The sequence below is a fragment of the Streptomyces sp. NPDC018026 genome (assembly GCF_044327745.1).
Lineage (GTDB): Bacteria > Actinomycetota > Actinomycetes > Streptomycetales > Streptomycetaceae > Streptomyces > Streptomyces rubrogriseus.
Window position 1 is genome coordinate 960911 of record NZ_JBIRFY010000002.1, and the last position, 17066, is coordinate 977976.

General features: G+C 73.5%; 18 protein-coding genes. 3 read left to right on the top strand and 15 right to left on the bottom strand.

The features are described 5' to 3' along the window. The first annotated feature begins 27 nt into the window (after nucleotides 1-27). The gene (locus ACH4D3_RS09905; RefSeq protein WP_161377262.1) at nucleotides 28-384 is read left to right on the top strand and encodes a 5-carboxymethyl-2-hydroxymuconate Delta-isomerase; all 357 of its coding nucleotides are present in this window, start codon (nucleotides 28-30) and stop codon (nucleotides 382-384) included. Here ACH4D3_RS09905 and ACH4D3_RS09910 read toward each other — a convergent pair. The 5 genes from ACH4D3_RS09910 to ACH4D3_RS09930 form a co-directional block, all read right to left on the bottom strand. Then, complete coding sequence (locus tag ACH4D3_RS09910) at nucleotides 381-1070, bottom strand: TetR/AcrR family transcriptional regulator (protein ID WP_398318782.1); 690 nt, start codon at nucleotides 1068-1070, stop codon at nucleotides 381-383. The two genes, ACH4D3_RS09905 and ACH4D3_RS09910, sit on opposite strands and share 4 nt — an antisense overlap. A gap of 66 nt (nucleotides 1071-1136) precedes the next feature. After that, nucleotides 1137-2183, bottom strand: coding sequence for a PDR/VanB family oxidoreductase (locus tag ACH4D3_RS09915; RefSeq protein ID WP_398318959.1), 1047 nt, complete (start codon nucleotides 2181-2183; stop codon nucleotides 1137-1139). Between the two features lie 56 nt (nucleotides 2184-2239). Continuing rightward, nucleotides 2240-3130, bottom strand: a complete 891-nt coding sequence (locus ACH4D3_RS09920) for a metal-dependent hydrolase (RefSeq protein ID WP_398318785.1) — start codon at nucleotides 3128-3130, stop codon at nucleotides 2240-2242. A gap of 107 nt (nucleotides 3131-3237) precedes the next feature. Next, nucleotides 3238-5169 (bottom strand): hypothetical protein, encoded by a 1932-nt coding sequence (locus ACH4D3_RS09925; protein WP_398318788.1) that lies wholly within the window; start codon nucleotides 5167-5169, stop codon nucleotides 3238-3240. Between the two features lie 74 nt (nucleotides 5170-5243). Further along, nucleotides 5244-5753 (bottom strand): tetratricopeptide repeat protein, encoded by a 510-nt coding sequence (locus tag ACH4D3_RS09930; protein ID WP_398318791.1) that lies wholly within the window; start codon nucleotides 5751-5753, stop codon nucleotides 5244-5246. A gap of 135 nt (nucleotides 5754-5888) precedes the next feature. Here ACH4D3_RS09930 and ACH4D3_RS09935 point away from each other — a divergent pair, with 135 nt between their 5' ends. Continuing rightward, nucleotides 5889-6335: a hypothetical protein gene (locus tag ACH4D3_RS09935; protein ID WP_398318794.1), complete on the top strand. Its 447-nt coding sequence runs from the start codon at nucleotides 5889-5891 to the stop codon at nucleotides 6333-6335. 76 nt (nucleotides 6336-6411) lie between these two features. Here ACH4D3_RS09935 and ACH4D3_RS09940 read toward each other — a convergent pair whose 3' ends face one another. The 8 genes from ACH4D3_RS09940 to ACH4D3_RS09975 all read right to left on the bottom strand — a co-directional run bounded on the left by ACH4D3_RS09940 (nucleotide 6412) and on the right by ACH4D3_RS09975 (nucleotide 14761). Next, entirely contained in the window at nucleotides 6412-7917 is a 1506-nt protein-coding gene (locus ACH4D3_RS09940) for a DUF1996 domain-containing protein (protein WP_398318797.1), read from the bottom strand. Nucleotides 7918-8076: 159 nt separating this feature from the next. Further along, complete coding sequence (locus ACH4D3_RS09945; RefSeq protein ID WP_398318800.1) at nucleotides 8077-8730, bottom strand: LuxR C-terminal-related transcriptional regulator; 654 nt, start codon at nucleotides 8728-8730, stop codon at nucleotides 8077-8079. Then, nucleotides 8715-9992 carry a sensor histidine kinase gene (locus ACH4D3_RS09950; protein WP_398318803.1) on the bottom strand — a complete coding sequence of 426 codons (1278 nt, stop codon included), beginning with the start codon at nucleotides 9990-9992 and terminating at the stop codon, nucleotides 8715-8717. The genes ACH4D3_RS09945 and ACH4D3_RS09950 overlap by 16 nt, the downstream gene beginning before the upstream one ends. A gap of 52 nt (nucleotides 9993-10044) precedes the next feature. Further along, nucleotides 10045-11097, bottom strand: a complete 1053-nt coding sequence (locus ACH4D3_RS09955) for an SDR family oxidoreductase (protein WP_398318806.1) — start codon at nucleotides 11095-11097, stop codon at nucleotides 10045-10047. Nucleotides 11098-11129: 32 nt separating this feature from the next. After that, nucleotides 11130-11750 (bottom strand): winged helix-turn-helix domain-containing protein, encoded by a 621-nt coding sequence (locus ACH4D3_RS09960; protein ID WP_398318809.1) that lies wholly within the window; start codon nucleotides 11748-11750, stop codon nucleotides 11130-11132. A 340-nt stretch (nucleotides 11751-12090) separates the two neighbouring features. Continuing rightward, nucleotides 12091-13038: a DUF6891 domain-containing protein gene (locus ACH4D3_RS09965; protein WP_398318812.1), complete on the bottom strand. Its 948-nt coding sequence runs from the start codon at nucleotides 13036-13038 to the stop codon at nucleotides 12091-12093. Nucleotides 13039-13100: 62 nt separating this feature from the next. Then, nucleotides 13101-14132 (bottom strand): glutamine synthetase, encoded by a 1032-nt coding sequence (gene glnII / locus ACH4D3_RS09970; protein WP_398318815.1) that lies wholly within the window; start codon nucleotides 14130-14132, stop codon nucleotides 13101-13103. Between the two features lie 137 nt (nucleotides 14133-14269). Next, nucleotides 14270-14761, bottom strand: a complete 492-nt coding sequence (locus ACH4D3_RS09975) for a MarR family transcriptional regulator (protein ID WP_398318818.1) — start codon at nucleotides 14759-14761, stop codon at nucleotides 14270-14272. Nucleotides 14762-14864: 103 nt separating this feature from the next. Here ACH4D3_RS09975 and ACH4D3_RS09980 point away from each other — a divergent pair, with 103 nt between their 5' ends. Continuing rightward, nucleotides 14865-15755, top strand: coding sequence for an alpha/beta fold hydrolase (locus ACH4D3_RS09980; RefSeq protein WP_398318821.1), 891 nt, complete (start codon nucleotides 14865-14867; stop codon nucleotides 15753-15755). Between the two features lie 3 nt (nucleotides 15756-15758). Here the strand turns inward: ACH4D3_RS09980 and ACH4D3_RS09985 are convergent, their stop codons facing one another. Together ACH4D3_RS09985 and ACH4D3_RS09990 are read right to left on the bottom strand one after the other, a co-directional pair. Next, nucleotides 15759-16424 carry a hypothetical protein gene (locus ACH4D3_RS09985; RefSeq protein WP_398318824.1) on the bottom strand — a complete coding sequence of 222 codons (666 nt, stop codon included), beginning with the start codon at nucleotides 16422-16424 and terminating at the stop codon, nucleotides 15759-15761. A 118-nt stretch (nucleotides 16425-16542) separates the two neighbouring features. Then, nucleotides 16543-16902, bottom strand: coding sequence for an arsenate reductase family protein (locus ACH4D3_RS09990; protein WP_361007309.1), 360 nt, complete (start codon nucleotides 16900-16902; stop codon nucleotides 16543-16545). Between the last annotated feature and the right edge of the window lie 164 nt (nucleotides 16903-17066).

Here is a 17066-nt window from a genome sequence, read left to right on the forward strand (position 1 = left end):
CTGCTGTCCACGCCAACGGGAGGGCTCATGCCGCAGATCACCGTCGACTACTCCGACCGGCTCGCCGGCGACTTCGACCGGCCCGCCTTCGCGCGGGCCCTGCACGAGGCCGTCGTCGAGATCGCGGCCGCGAAGCCGCCGGCCTGCAAGACGCAGTTCCGCCGCACCGAGGACACCGTGGTCGGTCCCGACGCCGAGGGGCACGCCGTCGTGCACGTCACGCTCGGGCTGCTCGCGGGCCGCACCGACGAGACCAAGGTGCGGCTGACCGAGGCCGTCCTGGAACTGCTGCGGCAGTACGCAAAGCCGGGCGACGGCCTCGCCCTGCACGCCTCCGCCGAGGTCCGCGACCTGGACCCGTCGTACCGGAAGTTCGAGAGCTAACCGGCGAGTGCGATCAGCCGGCCGACCAGGTCCTCGAAGGGGCCGTCGGCCGGCTCGTCCGCGAGGACGCGGCGCAGAAGCGCGCCCATCTCCTCGTCGTAGGCGGCGCTCACCGCCAGCAGCGCGGCGAAGTCGTGCACGAGCTGCGCCTCCAGCTCGGCGCGCGGGATGCGGCGCCCGTCCAGCCAGAGCAGCGCGGTCGACTCGGCGAGCGAGATCCAGGAGCGGACGACCAGTTCCAGCCGCGCGGGCGGCTCGGTGACGTCCAGGTGCGAAAGGATCTGGACATACGCGGCCTGCCGTACGGAGTCCACCAGCGCGTTGGTCGTGGTCGAGCCCACGGCCGGGCCGCCGCGCATCAGGGCCGAGAAACCCGGGCCGTGCTCGTCGACGAAGTCGAAGTAGCGGCCCATCACGCGCAGCAGCCGGGCGCCCAGCGGGCCCTGGCGCGGCTCCGCGAACCGGTCCGCCAGATCGTCCGCGGCGCGCTGCAACGCGGCCTCGTACAGGCTGAGTTTGCCGGGGAAGTAGTGGTAGACCAGCGGGCGCGAGATGCCCGCCGCCGACGCTATCTCGTCGATGGAGACCTCGTCCGGCGAGCGGCGGCTGAACAGATCGAGCGCGACGCCGATCAGCTGCTGCCGCCGCTCCTCGACGCCCATTCTGCGGCGCACCCCGGTAGTCATACGAACACCTTACCGATCGAATCCGGCCTTGAACGGGCCGGACCGGGCATCGGCATTCTTCGGTGTTCAGATGTCGAGCACGAGCCGGGTGCCGAGGCACCGGGACACGCAGATGAGCATCGAGTCGCCGCGTTCCGAGTCGGTGAGCAACTCGTCCCGGTGGTCGATCTCGCCCTCCAGTACCTTCTGTTGGCAGGTCCCGCACCAGCCCTGCTCGCAGGAGTACGGGGTGTTCGGCAGCTCGGTGCGCACGGCGGCCAGCACCGAGGAGCCGCCGGGCACGGTCAGCGTGCGCCCGCTGCGGCGCAGCTCGACCTCGAACTCCGTGTCGCCGTCCGCCGTCGTACGCGGCGCGAACCGCTCCAGGTGCAGTGCGGCGCCCGCCGGGAGGCGTTCCGCCACGGCCGCCATCAGGCCCTCCGGACCGCAGCAGTACACGGCCGCCCCCTCGGGGAGGTCCGCCAGGAAGGCGTCGAGACGCGGCCGCCCGTCCTCCTCCTCGGCGACGACGGTGACCCTGCCGCCGTCCGGGTCCAGCTTCCCGATCTCCTCCAGGAACGGCATCGACGCCCGCGTCCGTCCGCCGTACAGCAGCCGCCAGTCGGTGCCCTCGGGCAGGGCCCGCAGCATCGGCAGCAGGGGCGTGATGCCGATGCCCCCGGCGACGAACGCGTAGGCGGGCGCCCCGACCAGCGGGAAGCGGTTGCGCGGTCCGCGCACCTCCAGTTCGGTGCCCTCCCGCACCTGCTCGTGCACCTCGCGCGAGCCGCCCCGCCCGTCCTCGACCAGCCGCGCGGCCACGGTGTACGACGAGGTGTCCTCCGGGTCGCCGCACAGCGAGTACTGCCGTACGAGCCCCGAGGGCAGCACCACGTCCAGGTGGGCGCCCGGTTCCCAGCGCGGCAGACCGGTCCCCTCCAGGCGCAGCCGCACCACCCCGTCGGCCACCCGCTCGTGCGCGGTCACCAGCAGGGTCAGCGCGCGGGAGCGGGGCCGCCCGGAGACCGGCGGGTCCAGCGCGGGCAGCGGCCACAGCGGCGAGCCCTGGACGCGGCGCCGCAGCGCCCGGCGGACGACGAGCGCGGCACCGGCCGTACCGGCGGCGAGGAGCAGGGCCGTCGTCCGCCTCGGAGTCGGCCTCGGGCTCGGGTACGGGCTCGGGTACGGGCTCACGCGGCACCTTCCTGGGACTTCTCGGCGGCCGAGGCGGCCACGGCGGCGGGGGAGGTGGCGAGGTAGGCGACGGCCTGCTCGGTGGAGCACTCCTTGGAGGGGTGGTAGGCGCGGCTCAGATAGCCGGGTATGGAGCGCGTGATCGCGCCGGTCGAGGGCAGCAGGCCCTGCCGGCCGCGCCGGTGGAAGTCCCGGAAGCCGGCCCTGCCGTCGACGAGCGTCGGGTCGTTCGCCATGAAGAACCGGGTCCCGCGCTGCCACAGGAACACCAGCGCCGTGAACGCGGTCGCCCAGGTCCGCACCCGCCGCGCGTAGTCCCCGTCCACGTGCACGAACAGGTCGAAGGCGACGGACCGGTGCTCGACCTCCTCGGCGCCGTGCCAGCGCAGCAGGTCCAGCATGGTCGGATCGGCGCCCCGCCGGTCGAGCGCCTCGGCGTTCAGCACCCAGTCGCCGAGGAAGGCCGTGTAGTGCTCGATCGCCGCGATCAGCGCCACCCGCTCCATCAGCCACCAGCGGCGCGGGCGGCCCGGCGGCAGGGTGCGGTCGCCGAGCAGCTTCTCGAAGAGCCAGTCGACCTGCGCGGTGTACGGCGTCGGGTCGAGCCCCTGGTCCCGCAGGTGCGGCAGCACCTCGTCGTGGGCCTGGGAGTGCATCGCCTCCTGCCCGATGAACCCGATGACGTCCTCGCGCAGCCGCTCGTCCCGGATGTACGGCAGCACCTGCTTGTAGACGTGCACGAACCACCGCTCCCCGGCGGGCAGCAGCAGGTGCAGCACGTTGATGGTGTGGGTCGTGAACGGGTCCCCCGGCACCCAGTGCAGCGGGGTGTCCTCCCAGGCGAAGGACACCTTCCGGGCCTTGAGCGGGACATGCTTGTTAGACATGGCGTCAATGTACTGACGGGTAAGGCCCGGCGGAACCCTCCTGCCGGTACTTGTTGACGCCAGTGTCAGCTCAGTCGGTGGTGGGGGCGGGTACGGGGGAGCGGGTCCTAGCGCAGGCCGCCGATCGTCCGGCCGCCGTCCAGCGTGCCCTTCAGCTCGGCCCGCGCGCCCTGCTCGGCCTTCGCGGTCAGCAGGTTGCCGTCGGCGGAGTCGCTGATGCCGCCCGTGGCCTCGATCGACTCGGTGTCGGGACCGCCCGCCGCCAGCAGGTACCAGTGCCCGCCCTCCGACTTCCACAGCACCCCGGCCAGCACCTGCGGATCGCGCTCGCCGCACGCCGGCACGTCCTGCGCCTTCGCCGCCACCGCGCCCTGCACGCCGCCCGGCGTCCGGAACTGCGCCAGCACCCGGGCCCCTTCGCCGCGCCAGGTCTCGGCGCGGGTGCACACCCACGCGCCCGACCCCGTCCCGTCGGGCAGCGGCTGCGTCGCGAACTCCCAGGCGTTCACCGACCGCACCCCCTGCCCGCGCACCGCGCCCAGCGAGCACGCGTACGGCGCCCAGGCATCCAGCGCCTTCGCCCCCGACGCGTCCTTCGCCGCGCCGGGGCGCCCGCTGGTGAGCCGGGCCGGCACCAGCTCGCCCAGGTCGGTCACCACCCGGGTGTCCGAACCGTCGGTCAGCTCCAGCGCGTTCCACGACGTACAGGCCCCGGACTGCTGCTGCACCGGGCTGGCCAGCGGGGACGTCACGCCGTCGGTGAGCGTCAGCTCCCTGGCACCGGAATCCGGCTCGACGAGGTCGCGCGCCGCCGCCTTGGTCACCCAGGGCGCCGTCAGATACCGCACGTTGCCGTCGGCGCGCCCCAGCACCACCGCGGTGGCCGCGGCCCGGCCCGCCCCGTCGGTCCGCGCGAAGTCCAGGGCGGCACCGGCGGAACCGTCCTTCGGCTCGGCGTACCGGACCAGGCGCAGACCGTCGTGCAGGATCACCACCCGCGCGGTGTCGACCTCCCCCGCGTACAGCAGCTGCGGCGGACCGGCCGGACCCCCGGTCTGGGTCCCCGGCGTCGCGGACACCCCCACGCTCTCGCCGGGCCGGGCCCAGACGGCCAGGGCGCGGCGCAGCAGTTCCTCGTCGCCGGTGAGGCCGCCCCGGGCCGGCCACACCGAGAAGTCCGTGCGCGCGGACGTCTCCCAGGCGGCCGGCGCGGCCTTCGTCAGCCTGCCCGGATCGAGCGCGGCCTCGGCCGCCGGGTTCTGTGCGTACGGCGGCGCCGCGGCACCGTCCGGGCCCCAGCCGTCCCCGGGCAGGCCGAGGAGCGCCCCGCACACCACCAGCGCCGCCCCGGCTACCAGCGCGGCCTTCGTGTGCTGCCGCCGGCGCAGCAGATCGGTCGGCCGGGCCTGCAACGAGCAGGGGTCGAACTCGGGGGAGCCGAGCAGCCCGTACTGACCCGGCACCCCGTCGGCCTCGCGCAGCGCGCCGTCCGGGTCGGCGACCCCGGCGGCCCGCAGCACCTGCCGCACCCCGTCGTCGGGGAGCCGCTCGAGACCGCGCAGCACGTACGCCGCCCGGCCCGGACCGGAGAGCTCGGACAGCCGCTGGTCCAGGGCGAGTTCGTCCGCGCCGCCCGAGCGCGGGAAGAGCTTGAGGCCCCTGACGTGCGGCAGCAGCGGCGGCAACTGGGACCGCCGGGGCCACGCCCGCCGCCGCAGCGGGAGCCCCGCCTCCAGCGCCGTACGCACCACCCGCAGCCGGACCAGCGCGTACCCGGGGTCGACCTCGCGGCCGGTGGACTGGGCCGGGATCACCGGGGTCGTCGTCCGGTTCCGGGGCAGGGCGCGCTGGGTGAGGGCGTGCGCGGACAGGACGCGGCGGCCCCGGCCGAGACCCGGCGGCAGCACCAGATAGGCCAGCCGCGCCAGGCGCGGATAGTGCTCGACGAGCGCGGCCTCGGCCTGTTCGACGTCGACGACCGGGTCGGCCGAGGAGGCGGAGGACGGTGCGGGGCGCGGGGCGACATCCTGTGGCTGCACGTTCAGCAGAACGAGCGAACGGGGCGATGGTCACCGTGCGAGGCCGCCCCGGGGCGCGGGGGTGCGGGACTCCGCTACTCCTCCGGCTCCACCAGCAGCCGCGCGTAGTTGGCCATCGACCTCTGGTAGCGCGGCAGATGGGGTGCCAGCGCGCCGAGCACCAGGGACAGGCCCTCGCGGTCGCGGCCCATGCTCGACAGGCAGAGCGCGAGCGCGGCGCGCACGGCGTCGTCCAACTCGTCCGACGGGGCGACCAGTTCCGGCGAGAGCAGCTTCACGCCCTCCTCCGGATGCCCGGTGTTGCGCAGCGAGCTGGAGAGCTGGATCTTCGCCCGGCGCCCCTTGTAGGCGCTGGCCTCGCCGAGCCCGCGCTCCAGCGCCTCGCGGTACAGCGGCACGGCCCTCTCGGAGTGGCCCGTCGAGTCCCAGGCGCAGGCCCGCTCGAACAGGCCGAGGGGACTGTCCGCGGGCAACTCGTCGGCGAGGGCGTCGACGACCGCCCGGAAGTCGGCGGCGTCCTCCTCGGCGTAGTCGTCGAACGCCGCCCAGGCGGCCGTCACACGCTCTTCCCAGTCCTGGTCCACGGGGCCACTCTCGCACGGCGTCCGCTCGACGGCACCCGGGTTACTGAGTGCTTCGCGCCCCGCGCCCGTATCGATGGCGGGAGCCCCTCGCCGGGGCTCCGTGCGGCATGTCGCCGAAGCGGACCGGAGGAACACATGAGGCTGACCCGACCGATGCTCGCACCGGCCGCCCTGGCGGCGGTCCTGGTGCTGACGGGCTGCGGCGCCGGCGGGGACGGCGCGGACACCGTGCCCGCGACGGCGACCGGCAGCCTGGAACACCTGGCCGCCGAGGCCGAGTGCACCCCGAACATGCAGACCGACGCCGACACCATCCGCCAGGCCCTGTGCGGGAAGGGCGACGAGAAGTACGTCCTGGCCACCTTCTCCACCGACCGCGGACAGCGCGAGTGGATCAACACGGCCAAGGACTACGGCGGCTTCTACCTCGTCGGCCGCAAATGGGTCGCCGTCGGCCACGAGGACGTGGTGGCCGACCTGCGCGGCACACTCGGCGGAACCCTGGAGCAGGGCGTCCAGCACGGGGGCGGCGGCGCCGGGCACCCGGCCGGGCACGGCGAGCACGCCGGGCATTCCGGCTGACCGGACGCGGACGCGCGAAGGGGGCCGGTGACGGAAATCCGTCACCGGCCCCCTCCTTGCCGTCGGGCCGGTACCGCTACTGGCAGTCCTCGCCGCGGTTGATGCAGTCGACCACCTCGTTCATCAGGTCCTCGTCCATGACGTTGATGAAGTCGTTGTGATCCGTGATCGGCTTGTGCAGCTGCTCCGGGAAGCTGTCCACCGCGTACGGGTTCTGCACCTGGCCGTTCTCGACGGTCGGGGTGGGAATGTCGTACGCGAGGCGGATCTGCAGCTGGGGCACGGCCTGGAAGCCGTTCGCGCAGCTGCCGTCCTCCTGGACGAACGCCATGTGGTCCCGGTGGTTGGCGCTGTCGATGTTCTGGCCGTCCCAGCAGCTCTGGAAGTTGACCGTGCGCAGCACCTGGCTGCCGTCGGGGCACAGCGGGTACTTGTCCGTCACCTGCCGGTCCTCGAAGCCGGAGCAGCTCCACGAGGTGTTGGCGTTGGCGTCGCCGTTGGTGAAGGACTTGGCGTCACCGGTGATGACACGCAGGAACTTCGGCATCGCGACCACGTCGCCCTGCCGGCTGCCGACGAACCTGATCTGGGCCTCGGCCGGCTTGAGGATCTTGCCGATGTTGCCCTCGGCGCCGCCGCCCTGGTCGTTCGCGTCGAACTCCTGCGTACCGTCCTGGAGGCGCAGCACCGGCCAGTAGTACGTGGACTTGTCGCCCTGGTTCTGGCACGAGGTGTCCGCGTTGGCGAGATCCTCGTCGCTGGAGAAGGCGTCGTTGTCCTGGTTGCCGACGTAGTCGTGCGTGTGGTGCGCGCCGTTGTCGACACCCGGGGCGGCGATCAGGTTGTCGCTGTTGAACAGGTTGTTCTCGTTGACGCCGCAGTCCGTGGTGAAGCTGCCGGTGGAACCGCCGTCGCCGTCGGCGGCCAGACCGTTGCGGCTGTTGCGGGAGTTCGGCTGGACGTCGTTGATGTCGACGAAGTCCTCGGCGACCGGGCCCGCGACGCCGTTGCCGTTGTCGTCGTTGCCCTCCTGGTCCTGGCCGTCACCGTTCTGGCCGCCGTTCTGGCCGTCGTCCTGACCGCCGCCGTTCTGGCCGCCGCCGTTCTGCTGGTCGGCGGGACGCCCCTGGCAGCCCGCCAGCTCGTCCAGGTTGTCGTCGGCCTTGCCGCCGGCCCGGTTGATCTCCAGCTGGATCCGGTCGATGATCGCCTTCCGCCGGTCCTTGAGCGGGCCCAGAATGGTGTTCTGGACGAACTGCGCGTCACCCGCCTGCGCCCGCCGGGTGGTGGCGAGGCGCTGGTAGGCGTTGGTGATCTGGCTGTCCATCGTGGCCAGTTCGCCGTCCACCTCCCCGCGCGCCCGGTCCGGCACGTCACGGATCTTCTGGCCGACGTCGGGGCAGTCGATCGTCGCGACCTGCGCGCCGGCCGACCTGGTCCGGTTGTGACCCCCGTGGTCCTCGTGCGCCGAAGCGTAGAAGTTGGCCCAGACCAGCCCGCCCCCGCCGACCGCCAGGGCCGCCGCCCCGGCTACGATCTTGGTGGCCAGCGGCGTACGGCGTTTTCTTGTGTTGCGTCCCATGGAACTCCTCAAACTTCCTTGCGGGGGCATCGCTTGCGGGGCATCGAGGGCGCCCGACAGGAGTGAAGCGGCTCCCATCCATACGGAAGCCGCTCCAGAGGTGTTCACCCGTCTCGGGAATTGCCGGGGCCGGTGGGGCCCCCGGGACGCGTCACAGGGTCAGCGGCCGCGGTCCAGATACGCCAGAACCGCCAGGACACGGCGGTTGTCGTCGTCCGAGACCTCCAGGCTCAGCTTCGCGAAGATGTTCGCCGTGTGCTTCGCGATCGCCCGCTCGGTGACGACGAGCTTGCCCGCGATCGCCGCGTTGGTCCGGCCCTGCGCCATCAGCTCCAGCACCTCCAGCTCGCGGGGGGTGAGCCGCTCCAGCGGCCGGTCCTCCGCCGCGCGCCTGCTCAGCAGCTGCTGGATGACCTGCGGGTCCATCGCCGTGCCGCCCGCCGCCACCCGCCGTACGGCGTCCACGAACTGCTCCGCGTCGAACACCCGGTCCTTGAGCAGGTAGCCCACCCCGCCCCTCCCGTCGGCCAGCAGCTCGCGCGCGTACAACTGCTCCACGTGCTGGGACAGGACCAGCACCGGCAGCCCCAGCCGGTCGCGGCGGGCCTGCAGCGCGCACTGCAGGCCCTCGTCGGTGAGTGTGGGCGGCAGCCGCACGTCGACCACGGCGACGTCCGGCTGCAGTTCGGCCAGGGCCCGGGACAGCTCGGGGCCGGTCTCGACGGCCGCGGCGATCTCGAAGTCGTGGGCCTCCAGGAGCCGGACCAGTCCGTCGCGCAGCAGGAACAGGTCTTCGGCTAGGACAACGCGCAAGGGATCTCCATGGTGACCATGGTGGGGCCGCCCGCGGGCGAGCTGACGGCCAGGACGCCGTCGAATGTACCGAGTCGGCGCTCCACCCCGACCAGGCCCGAGCCCGCTCCGATCGACGCACCGCCCTTGCCGTTGTCGGTGACGGAGAGCCGCAGCCGCTGCTCCGTGTAGTGCAGGTCGATCCAGATCCGGTCGGCGCCGGAGTGCTTCACGGCGTTGGTGAGGATCTCGCTGACCGCGAAGTACGCGGCCGACTCCACGGGCGCGTCGGCGCGGCCGGGCAGGTCCACGTCCACCTCGACGGCGACGGGCAGCCGCAGTGCCAGGGCGCGCACCGCGTCGCCCAGGCCGCGTTCGGCGAGCACCGGCGGGTGGATGCCGCGCACCAGGTCGCGCAGCTCGGTCAGGGCGTCGGCGGAGGACCGCCGGGCCTGTGCGAGCAGTTCCCTGGCCTTCTCCGGGTCCTTCTCCAGCAGCGCCTCGATGGTGCCCAGGTCCATGCCCATGGCGACCAGCCGGGCCTGCGCCCCGTCGTGCAGGTCACGCTCGATGCGGCGCAGTTCGGCGGCGGAGGTGTCGACGGCGTCGCGCCGGGTCTCGGTCAGCACCCGCACCCGCTCCGCGAGTTCGCCCTGGCCGGAGCCGAGGACCGCGCCGGTGAGCCGGAAGTGGGCGTGCAGCACGAGCGGGGTGAGCCAGAGGGCGGCGGCGAGGAGCGCGGCGCCGAGCCCGGCGGCGAAGAGGGCGGAGGTCTGGTCGGTGACCTTGACGAAGCCGTACCAGTACCCGTCGGGCAGTACCCGCCACAGCCCGGCCGCGATGGCGAAGCCCTCCAGCGGGTAGAGCGGCAGGGCGAAGGCGAACAGCGCCGTGACGAAGCCCGCCGTCATGTCGACCGGCAGCCACCCGATGTCCCGCCAGGTCGCCGGGTCACGCAGCATCCCGAAGGTGCGGGCCCACGGATTGGCGTCCGCGGGCAGCGGCCGGTACACCCGCGGGATCCGCACCCCGCCCCACTCGGCGGCGAGCAGCCGGCGCCGGTCCGCGAAGGCCCGTACCCCCGACAGCACCCACGGCGTGGTGACGATGCCGACGCCGATCGGGATCAGGGCGATGGAGACGAGGGCGAGACAGAAGCAGACCACCGCGCCGGGCAGGGAGATGAACATGAGTGCCAGTCCCCGCGCGCCCGACAGGGCGACGTTCCGTGCCCGCCCCCGTGCCCGTGGCCCCTGTGTGCTGCTCTTCGTCTCGATGCTCATGGCATCAGTCTCGCCGAGGCGGCCGGGGCGGGTCACGGGGCCGGGCACCCGATCAGGGGGTGGTGTCAGATACACCTCGGCCCCCGCCGGGCCCGGTGGCGGCGTCGGCGGCGTCGGCGGCGAGGATCTTCGCCTCCGTCTCCGGGTCCAGGCCGACCGGTGGCCGGTCCGGGCGGCGGGGTGCCGGGCCGCCGAGGCCCCGCAGCCAGGCCCAGGTGTCGGCCACGGTCTCGCCGGCCGGGCGGCAGGTCAGGCCCGTCGCCAGGGCCCGGGAGACGTCCGCGCCCTGCAGGGCGTCGTGCAGGTCGCTGCCCGGGGGTGTCCACACCGGCAGCTGCCCCCACGGCTCGACACCGGCGGCCAGGACGGTCTCGGGGGCGGTCCAGCGCAGCCGTGCCGCGCCGCCGGTGACCGCGGCGCACGCGTCGAGCAGGTCGCCCATGGTGGTGTGCCCCGGCGGGGAGGCCAGGTTGTACGGCCCGCTCAGCTCCCGCTCCACCGCGCCGAGCACCCAGGCGGCGAGGTCACGGACGTCGACGTACTGCAGGGGCAGGTCCCGCGGGCCGGGGGCGAGGACCGGGCCGCCGCGGGCCGTGCGGTTCAGCCACCACGGCAGCCGGCCGATGTTCTCGTACGGGCCGAGGATCAGCCCGGCCCGCACCAGCACCGAGCGGTCCGCGCCGAAGGCGTCCAGGACGGCCAGCTCGGCGCCCCGCTTGTCCCGGGCGTAGTCGCTCTGCCCGGCGTCCGCCGAGGCGCCCCCGACGAGCGGGGCGTCCTCGGTGTACCCGGCGGGCGGGGCCCAGGCGTACACCGAGCAGCTCGACACGTACACGTACCGTCCGGCGCGGCCGCGCAGCAGCCGCGCCGCGTCCCGCACCGCGCGGGGCGCCGCCGACCAGGTGTCGACGACGGCGTCCCACGTGCCCTCGGCCAGGGCGGCGAGCCCGTCGGGCGCGGTGCGGTCGCCGTGCAGCGCCCGCACTCCGGGGGGCGGGGCGTGCCGTCCGCGGTGCAGGACGGTCACCTCCCAGCCGCGGCCGAGCGCCGCCTCGACCACGGCCCGCCCCACGAACTCCGTACCGCCCAGCACCAGTAGCCTCATGCCGTCACTGTGCCGGGTGCGGCGGCGCGGGCTCAGCGCCCGGTGGGCGGCGTGTACTTGTAGCCGACGCGCCGCACGGTCTGGATCGTCTGCCGGTGCTGCGCGCCGAGCTTCCGGCGCAGCCGGGCCACGTGCACGTCGACGGTGCGGCCGTCGCCCACGTGGCCGTAGCCCCACACCGTGGTGACCAGCCGGTCGCGGGTGTGCACCCGGTGCGGATGCGCGACGAGGTGCGCGAGGAGTTCGAACTCCAGGTAGGTCAGGTCCAGTTCACGACCGTCCACGGCGGCGGTGCGTCGCACGGGGTCGATCCGGACGAGCGGGTCCTCGCCGTCCGCGTGCGACGGCCCGTGCGCCGGTCCGGCCACGTCCAGGGGGCGGAACGGCGGCTGCCGGTCGGCGGGGACGAGCACCAGGTAGCCGACCATCGGCGGCCGGCCGGGCAGCGCGGGCAGCGCGTGCGGGGGCGCGGGCAGCCAGGTGGCGCCCGGCGGCAGCAGGTCCGAGACGTCCACCACCTCGTCCCGGTCCACGGCGCGCAGCCGGTGCCGGGAAGCGGTCCCGCCCGGAAGGGCGGAGGCGGCGGGGCCCGAGGGGTGGGGCTGGGCGGAGGAGTCGAGGGTGACGGTGGACAGGGAACGGGTGGTCGCCATGAGACGTCAGCTCTTTCGCGCGAGAGGTTCGTCGGGAGGGGCGACGGGCGCGAGTTCGTGGTCGGGCGCGTCGCGGGACGTACGTCGTGCGCACCGGCGGCAGGCGCGAAGGCCTGGGAGATGTGGCTCGCTAGCGGGCCGGCGCGATCGTCGCGCGGCAACACACCCGGTCGAAGTCGTCGTGCTGACGGGAAGGCCAGAAGGGCTCAAGGTCGTGGCGACCCGTCGCTGCGTACTTCCGGAAGCTGGCCATGGGCCCATTGAAGCAGACGGCGGCGGGGGAGAGGAGAGGCCTCTCAGTGCGTGGACGCCGACTGGCCGGAACCGGCCGCCCGAGCGGTCATCCCACCAGCCGTTTGCGCCAGTTGAGCGGGGACACGGTGATGGCCCGGCCCGGATCGCCGTTCCACTCCGTGGACAGTCCGGACCCCGCGAAGGCGGCCACGACCTCGTGTCCGACGGCCGTGGTCGTCTCCTCGGAGCCGTCGAAACCGCCGTAGTACAGCATGAGTCCGTGCCCCTCGGCGGCGGCCTCGGTGCTCTGCTGGTGGAAGAAGACGAAGCCCCGGGCGCCCTCGCGTTCCGCGGCGATCTCCGCCGTGCCGCAGCCTCGGCAGCAGGCGAAGTTCTCCCGGGCGGTGACCCCGGCCGCGTCCAGGGCCTCGAAGACCCGGGTGAGGCGGTCCGGGTCGGTGGGCTCCGCGCCCCAGGTGTCCTGCTCGGCCAGCCGCTCCAGCCACAGCCGGTCCACCAACTGCCGGGCCTGGGCGGGGGAGACGGGTCGGTCGCCGTACTCGCCGCCGACGAGGTGGTCCTCCGCGATCTCGGACAGCGTCCGCCGGCTGTCGTAGCCGCAGCGGAGCCGCTCGCGCACCCGCGGCTCGACCTGCTCGCGCACCTCGTCCGGCAGGGCGGGCACCTCGGCCCGCGGCGGGACGGGAATCGGCTCCCAGCCGACGCCCGCGTCCCAGCCGGCCTCCCGGCGCGCCCAGCCGGTCAGGAGGTCGGCCACGCGGTGGGGGTCGTCGAGGTCGGTGCCGAAGAACGCGTCCGCCGCGGCCCGGTGCTCCAGCCGGTAGCCCCCGCCGTCCGCGCCGTCCGCACCCTCTTCGTGCCACACCTGGGCGAACACGTCGGGGACGTCCGGTATCCGCTGCACCACCAGGAAGCGGTCGCCGGCCCGGCCGATGCGCGTCACCAGTTCCCGCAGCTCCGCCGCCCGGATCCAGGTGTGCGTCTGCCAGTTCTCCGTCTCGACCCGGATGGCGAGGTTCCCGTCGTTCTCCATGGGCCCCACCCTGGCACGCGCCACTGACAACGCGGCCGGGGGCGGCGGCGGCCCGGGGTCAGTCAGACCTGGCCGGCCTTCTCCAGCGCCGTGCAGCAGGTGTCCACGAGGAGCCGCGTCACGACGTACGGGTCGACGTTGGCGTTGGGGCGGCGGTCCTCGATGTAGCCCTTGCCGTCCTTCTCGACCTGCCACGGGATGCGCACCGAGGCGCCGCGGTCGGAGACGCCGTAGGAGTACTCGTTCCACGGGGCGGTCTCGTGCAGGCCGGTCAGGCGGTCGTCGATGCCGGCGCCGTAGTGCTTGACGTGGTCCATGGGCTTGGAGCCCTCGCCGAGCGACTCGCAGGCGGTGATGATCGCCTCGTAGCCCTCGCGCATCGCCTTGGTGGAGAAGTTGGTGTGCGCGCCCGCGCCGTTCCAGTCGCCCTTGACCGGCTTGGGGTCCAGGGTGGCGGAGACCTCGAAGTCCTCGGCGGTGCGGTAGAGCAGCCAGCGCGCCACCCACAGCTGGTCGGAGACCTCCAGCGGGGCCAGCGGGCCGACCTGGAACTCCCACTGGCCGGGCATGACCTCGGCGTTGATGCCGGAGATGCCGAGTCCGGCCTTCAGGCAGTTCTCCAGGTGCGCCTCGACGACGTCGCGGCCGAAGATCTCGTCCGAGCCGACACCGCAGTAGTAGCCGCCCTGCGCGGCCGGGAAGCCGCCCTCGGGGAAGCCGAGCGGGCGGGCGCCCTTGAAGAAGGTGTACTCCTGCTCGATGCCGAAGACCGGCTCCTGCGCGGCGAAGCGCTCGGACAGCTCGGCCAGCGCGGCGCGGGTGTTGCTCGGGTGCGGCGACATGTCCGTGTCCAGGACCTCGCACAGCACCAGGATGTCGTCGCCGCCGCGGATCGGGTCGGGGCAGGAGAAGACCGGCTTGAGCACGCAGTCCGAGGAGCTGCCCTCGGCCTGGTTGGTGGAGGACCCGTCGAAGCCCCAGACCGGGAGGGCGTCCAGACCGGCGGGGGCGGCCGTGACGATCTTCGTCTTGGAACGGAGCTTGGCCGTCGGCTCGGTGCCGTCGATCCAGATGTACTCGGCCTTGAAGGTCACGGGGGCCACATCCTTCGGGGTGGGTCTCGGCGCACTCGCGGGTGCTGCGGCGCTGGGGCGGCAGGGGTGCCGCGGCTACTGCCGTGCAGCGTGCCAACGGGCGATTTCCCGGCCGTTGCCCGTATGTGAACCCCGTGTTACCCGGGCTCGTTGTGGTGCGGCTCACGCCCGTCGTCCGCGGCGGCCTCCCGTACGCCGGTCAGGAAGCCCCTGATCGCCGCCAGTTCCCGCTCGTCGTAGCCGCGCAGCAGCTCCACCGCCCGCCCGATCAGCGGCCCGAAGTGGGACCAGCCCAGTGCGACGGCCCGCTCGTCCACCTCGACGGTGACCCTGCGCCGGTCCCGTGCGTCGCGCACCCGGCGCACGTGCCCGGCCCGCTCCAGCCGGTCGACCAGCGCCGTCGTGCCCGCGGAGTTCAGCCCGAGGGCGGCACCCAGGTGCCCGGCGGTGGTCGCCTCGCCCGCCCGAGCGGCGTCCATGAGCGCGATGAGCGCGCGGACGTCGGTGGGGTGCATGCCGTTGCGCTGCGCGAACCGCGCGCTGTGCGCGCCCAGCTCGACGGTGACCGCGCGCAGGAGATGCACGATCTCCAGCTGTGGCTCCGGCTCCGGCGCTCCCTGGTCGGTCATGGGGGCCGCCCTTCGTCATCGTCTCGCTCGACAAGTATCTCGTTCAGCGAGAGAATACCGGAAGGGCAGGAACAGGGAGCAAGCGAAACAGGGGGCACCGCTCATGAGCGCTCGCGGACCGCACGACGCCGGCCGATTTCACGACGCCGGCCGTTTCCACGACGCCTACGGCAAGGTCATGGCCAAGTGGCCCACGGGGACCGAGTCGGTGACCGTCCCCACCCCCTTCGGCGAGACGCAGGTCCACCTGACCGGCCCGGCCGACGGCCACCCCCTCGTGCTGCTGCCGGGCGGCGGCGCGGCGACCTCCGCGTCCTGGTACGCCCAGGCCGCCGAGCTGTCCCGCACCCACCGCGTCCACGCAGTCGACCTGATCGGCGCGCCGGGCCGCAGCACACCGGCCGGCGACCGCCACCCCCGTACGGTCGCCGACCTGGCCGGCTGGCTGGACGCGCTCCTCGACGGCCTCGGCATCGCGGAGACCGACCTCGGCGGGCACTCCTACGGCGCCTGGATCGCCCTGCACCACGCCCTGCACGCGCCGGGCCGGGTACGCCGCCTGTTCCTCCTGGACCCGACCCAGTGCTTCGCCGGGTTCAAGGCGGCCTACCTGCTGCGCGCGCTGCCGATGCTGCTGCGGCCCACGCCCCGCCGGGTCCGCGCCTTCCTGGAGTGGGAGACCGGTGCGGCCCCGCTGGACGCGGACTGGCTCGCCCTCCAGGAGGCCGCCGTCGGCTTCCCCGGGCGCAGGCCGGTCACCGGACCGCGCCCGGCCCCGCAGGCGCTGCGCGCCCTGGACGTGCCGGTCCTGCTGCTCCTGGCCGGGAACAGCAGGACGCACGACGCCGCCCGGGTGGCGGCCCGGGCGCGGACCCTGCTGCCGCACGTGGAGACGGAGATCCTGCCGGACGTGTCCCACCACGCGCTGCCGCAGTCCGCGCCGCCCGGCCTCGGCCGCCGCCTGGGCGACTTCCTCACCGGGCCCGCCGGCTGAGCCTCAGCCGACCTTCTCGATCAGCGCCCGCCGGATCAGGAACTTGCCTTCCTCCCGGACCTGTTCGAACGCCGCGTTGTTGAGCAGGGCGCAGCTTCCCGAGACCGAGTTCACCTCCACGGTCGTGGACTTGCCGTTGTCGAGGTTGGTCACCTTCAGCTTGGTGCCCACCGGGAACTGGTTGCTGGAGGCGGCGGGCGCGCCGCCCTCGCCGGAGAGGGTGACGGTGGAACCGGCGCAGACCTGCTCACCGGCCTGCGCGGCGCCTCCGGCCTGGTCACCGGCCTGGTCCCCGGCTTGGTCACCCGCCTGGCCCCCGGTGTCCTGCCCGGCCTGGGGGTCCTGAGCCGACTCCCCGACCGCGCACCCGGACGCCGCCTGCTTGCGCTCGATCTCCGCGACGACGGCCTCGCGGTTCTCGATCCGGGCCTGCGACTGCGCGTCGGGATTGGCCCGCTGGCCCTCGATGAACCGCTGGTTGTTGCCGAGCGCGGTGGCCAGACCCTGGCAGACGCCCGAGTCCTGGGCGGCCTTGGTCCGCGCCTCCTGGGTGGTCTGCGCGGCGTTCGACGCGTTCGCCGCGAGGAAGGCGCCGCCACCGGCCACCGCGGCGGCGCCGACCAGCAGCGCGATCTTCTTCTGCGTACCGAGAGTTCTCCTGCGCGACATGCGCGCCTCCTGAAGAGGTAGGGGAGCGTACGCCGCTATGTACGAGATACCGAACGGAGTTACTCACCGGTCGCGTCGATGCGCGCGCGTAACCTGCGTCACACGGTTGAGGCCCGCTCTAGCGGGACAGGGCGTCCCGGACCGCCTCGTCGGTGCGGCCCACCACGGCCGTTCCGTCGTCCGCCGTGATGATCGGGCGCTGGATCAGCTTCGGGTGCTCGGTGAGCGCGGTGATCCAGCGGTCGCGCGACGCCTCGTCACGGGGCCAGTCCTTCAGGCCCAGTTCCTTGGCGGCCGCCTCCTGGGTGCGGGTGATGTCCCACGGTTCGAGTCCGAGCCGGGTGAGCACCTCGCGGATCTCGTCCGCGCTCGGTACGTCCTCCAGGTAGCGGCGGACGGTGTAGTCGGCCCCCTCCGCGTCGAGCAGGCTGATGGCGCTGCGGCACTTCGAACAGGCCGGATTGATCCAGATCTCCATGCCGGACACGGTAGCCGGAGGGTGCCGAAAACTCGTTCACCACGTGGGTCCCAGCGGCCCCGAAAGGCCTTGTGGGCAGGGGCTTTTGTCAGTGGTGGGCAGTAAAATAGAAGCAGTGTTCGAGGGTGTCGCCGGGTGGTCCGGACGGCGCCCTGACCGCGACA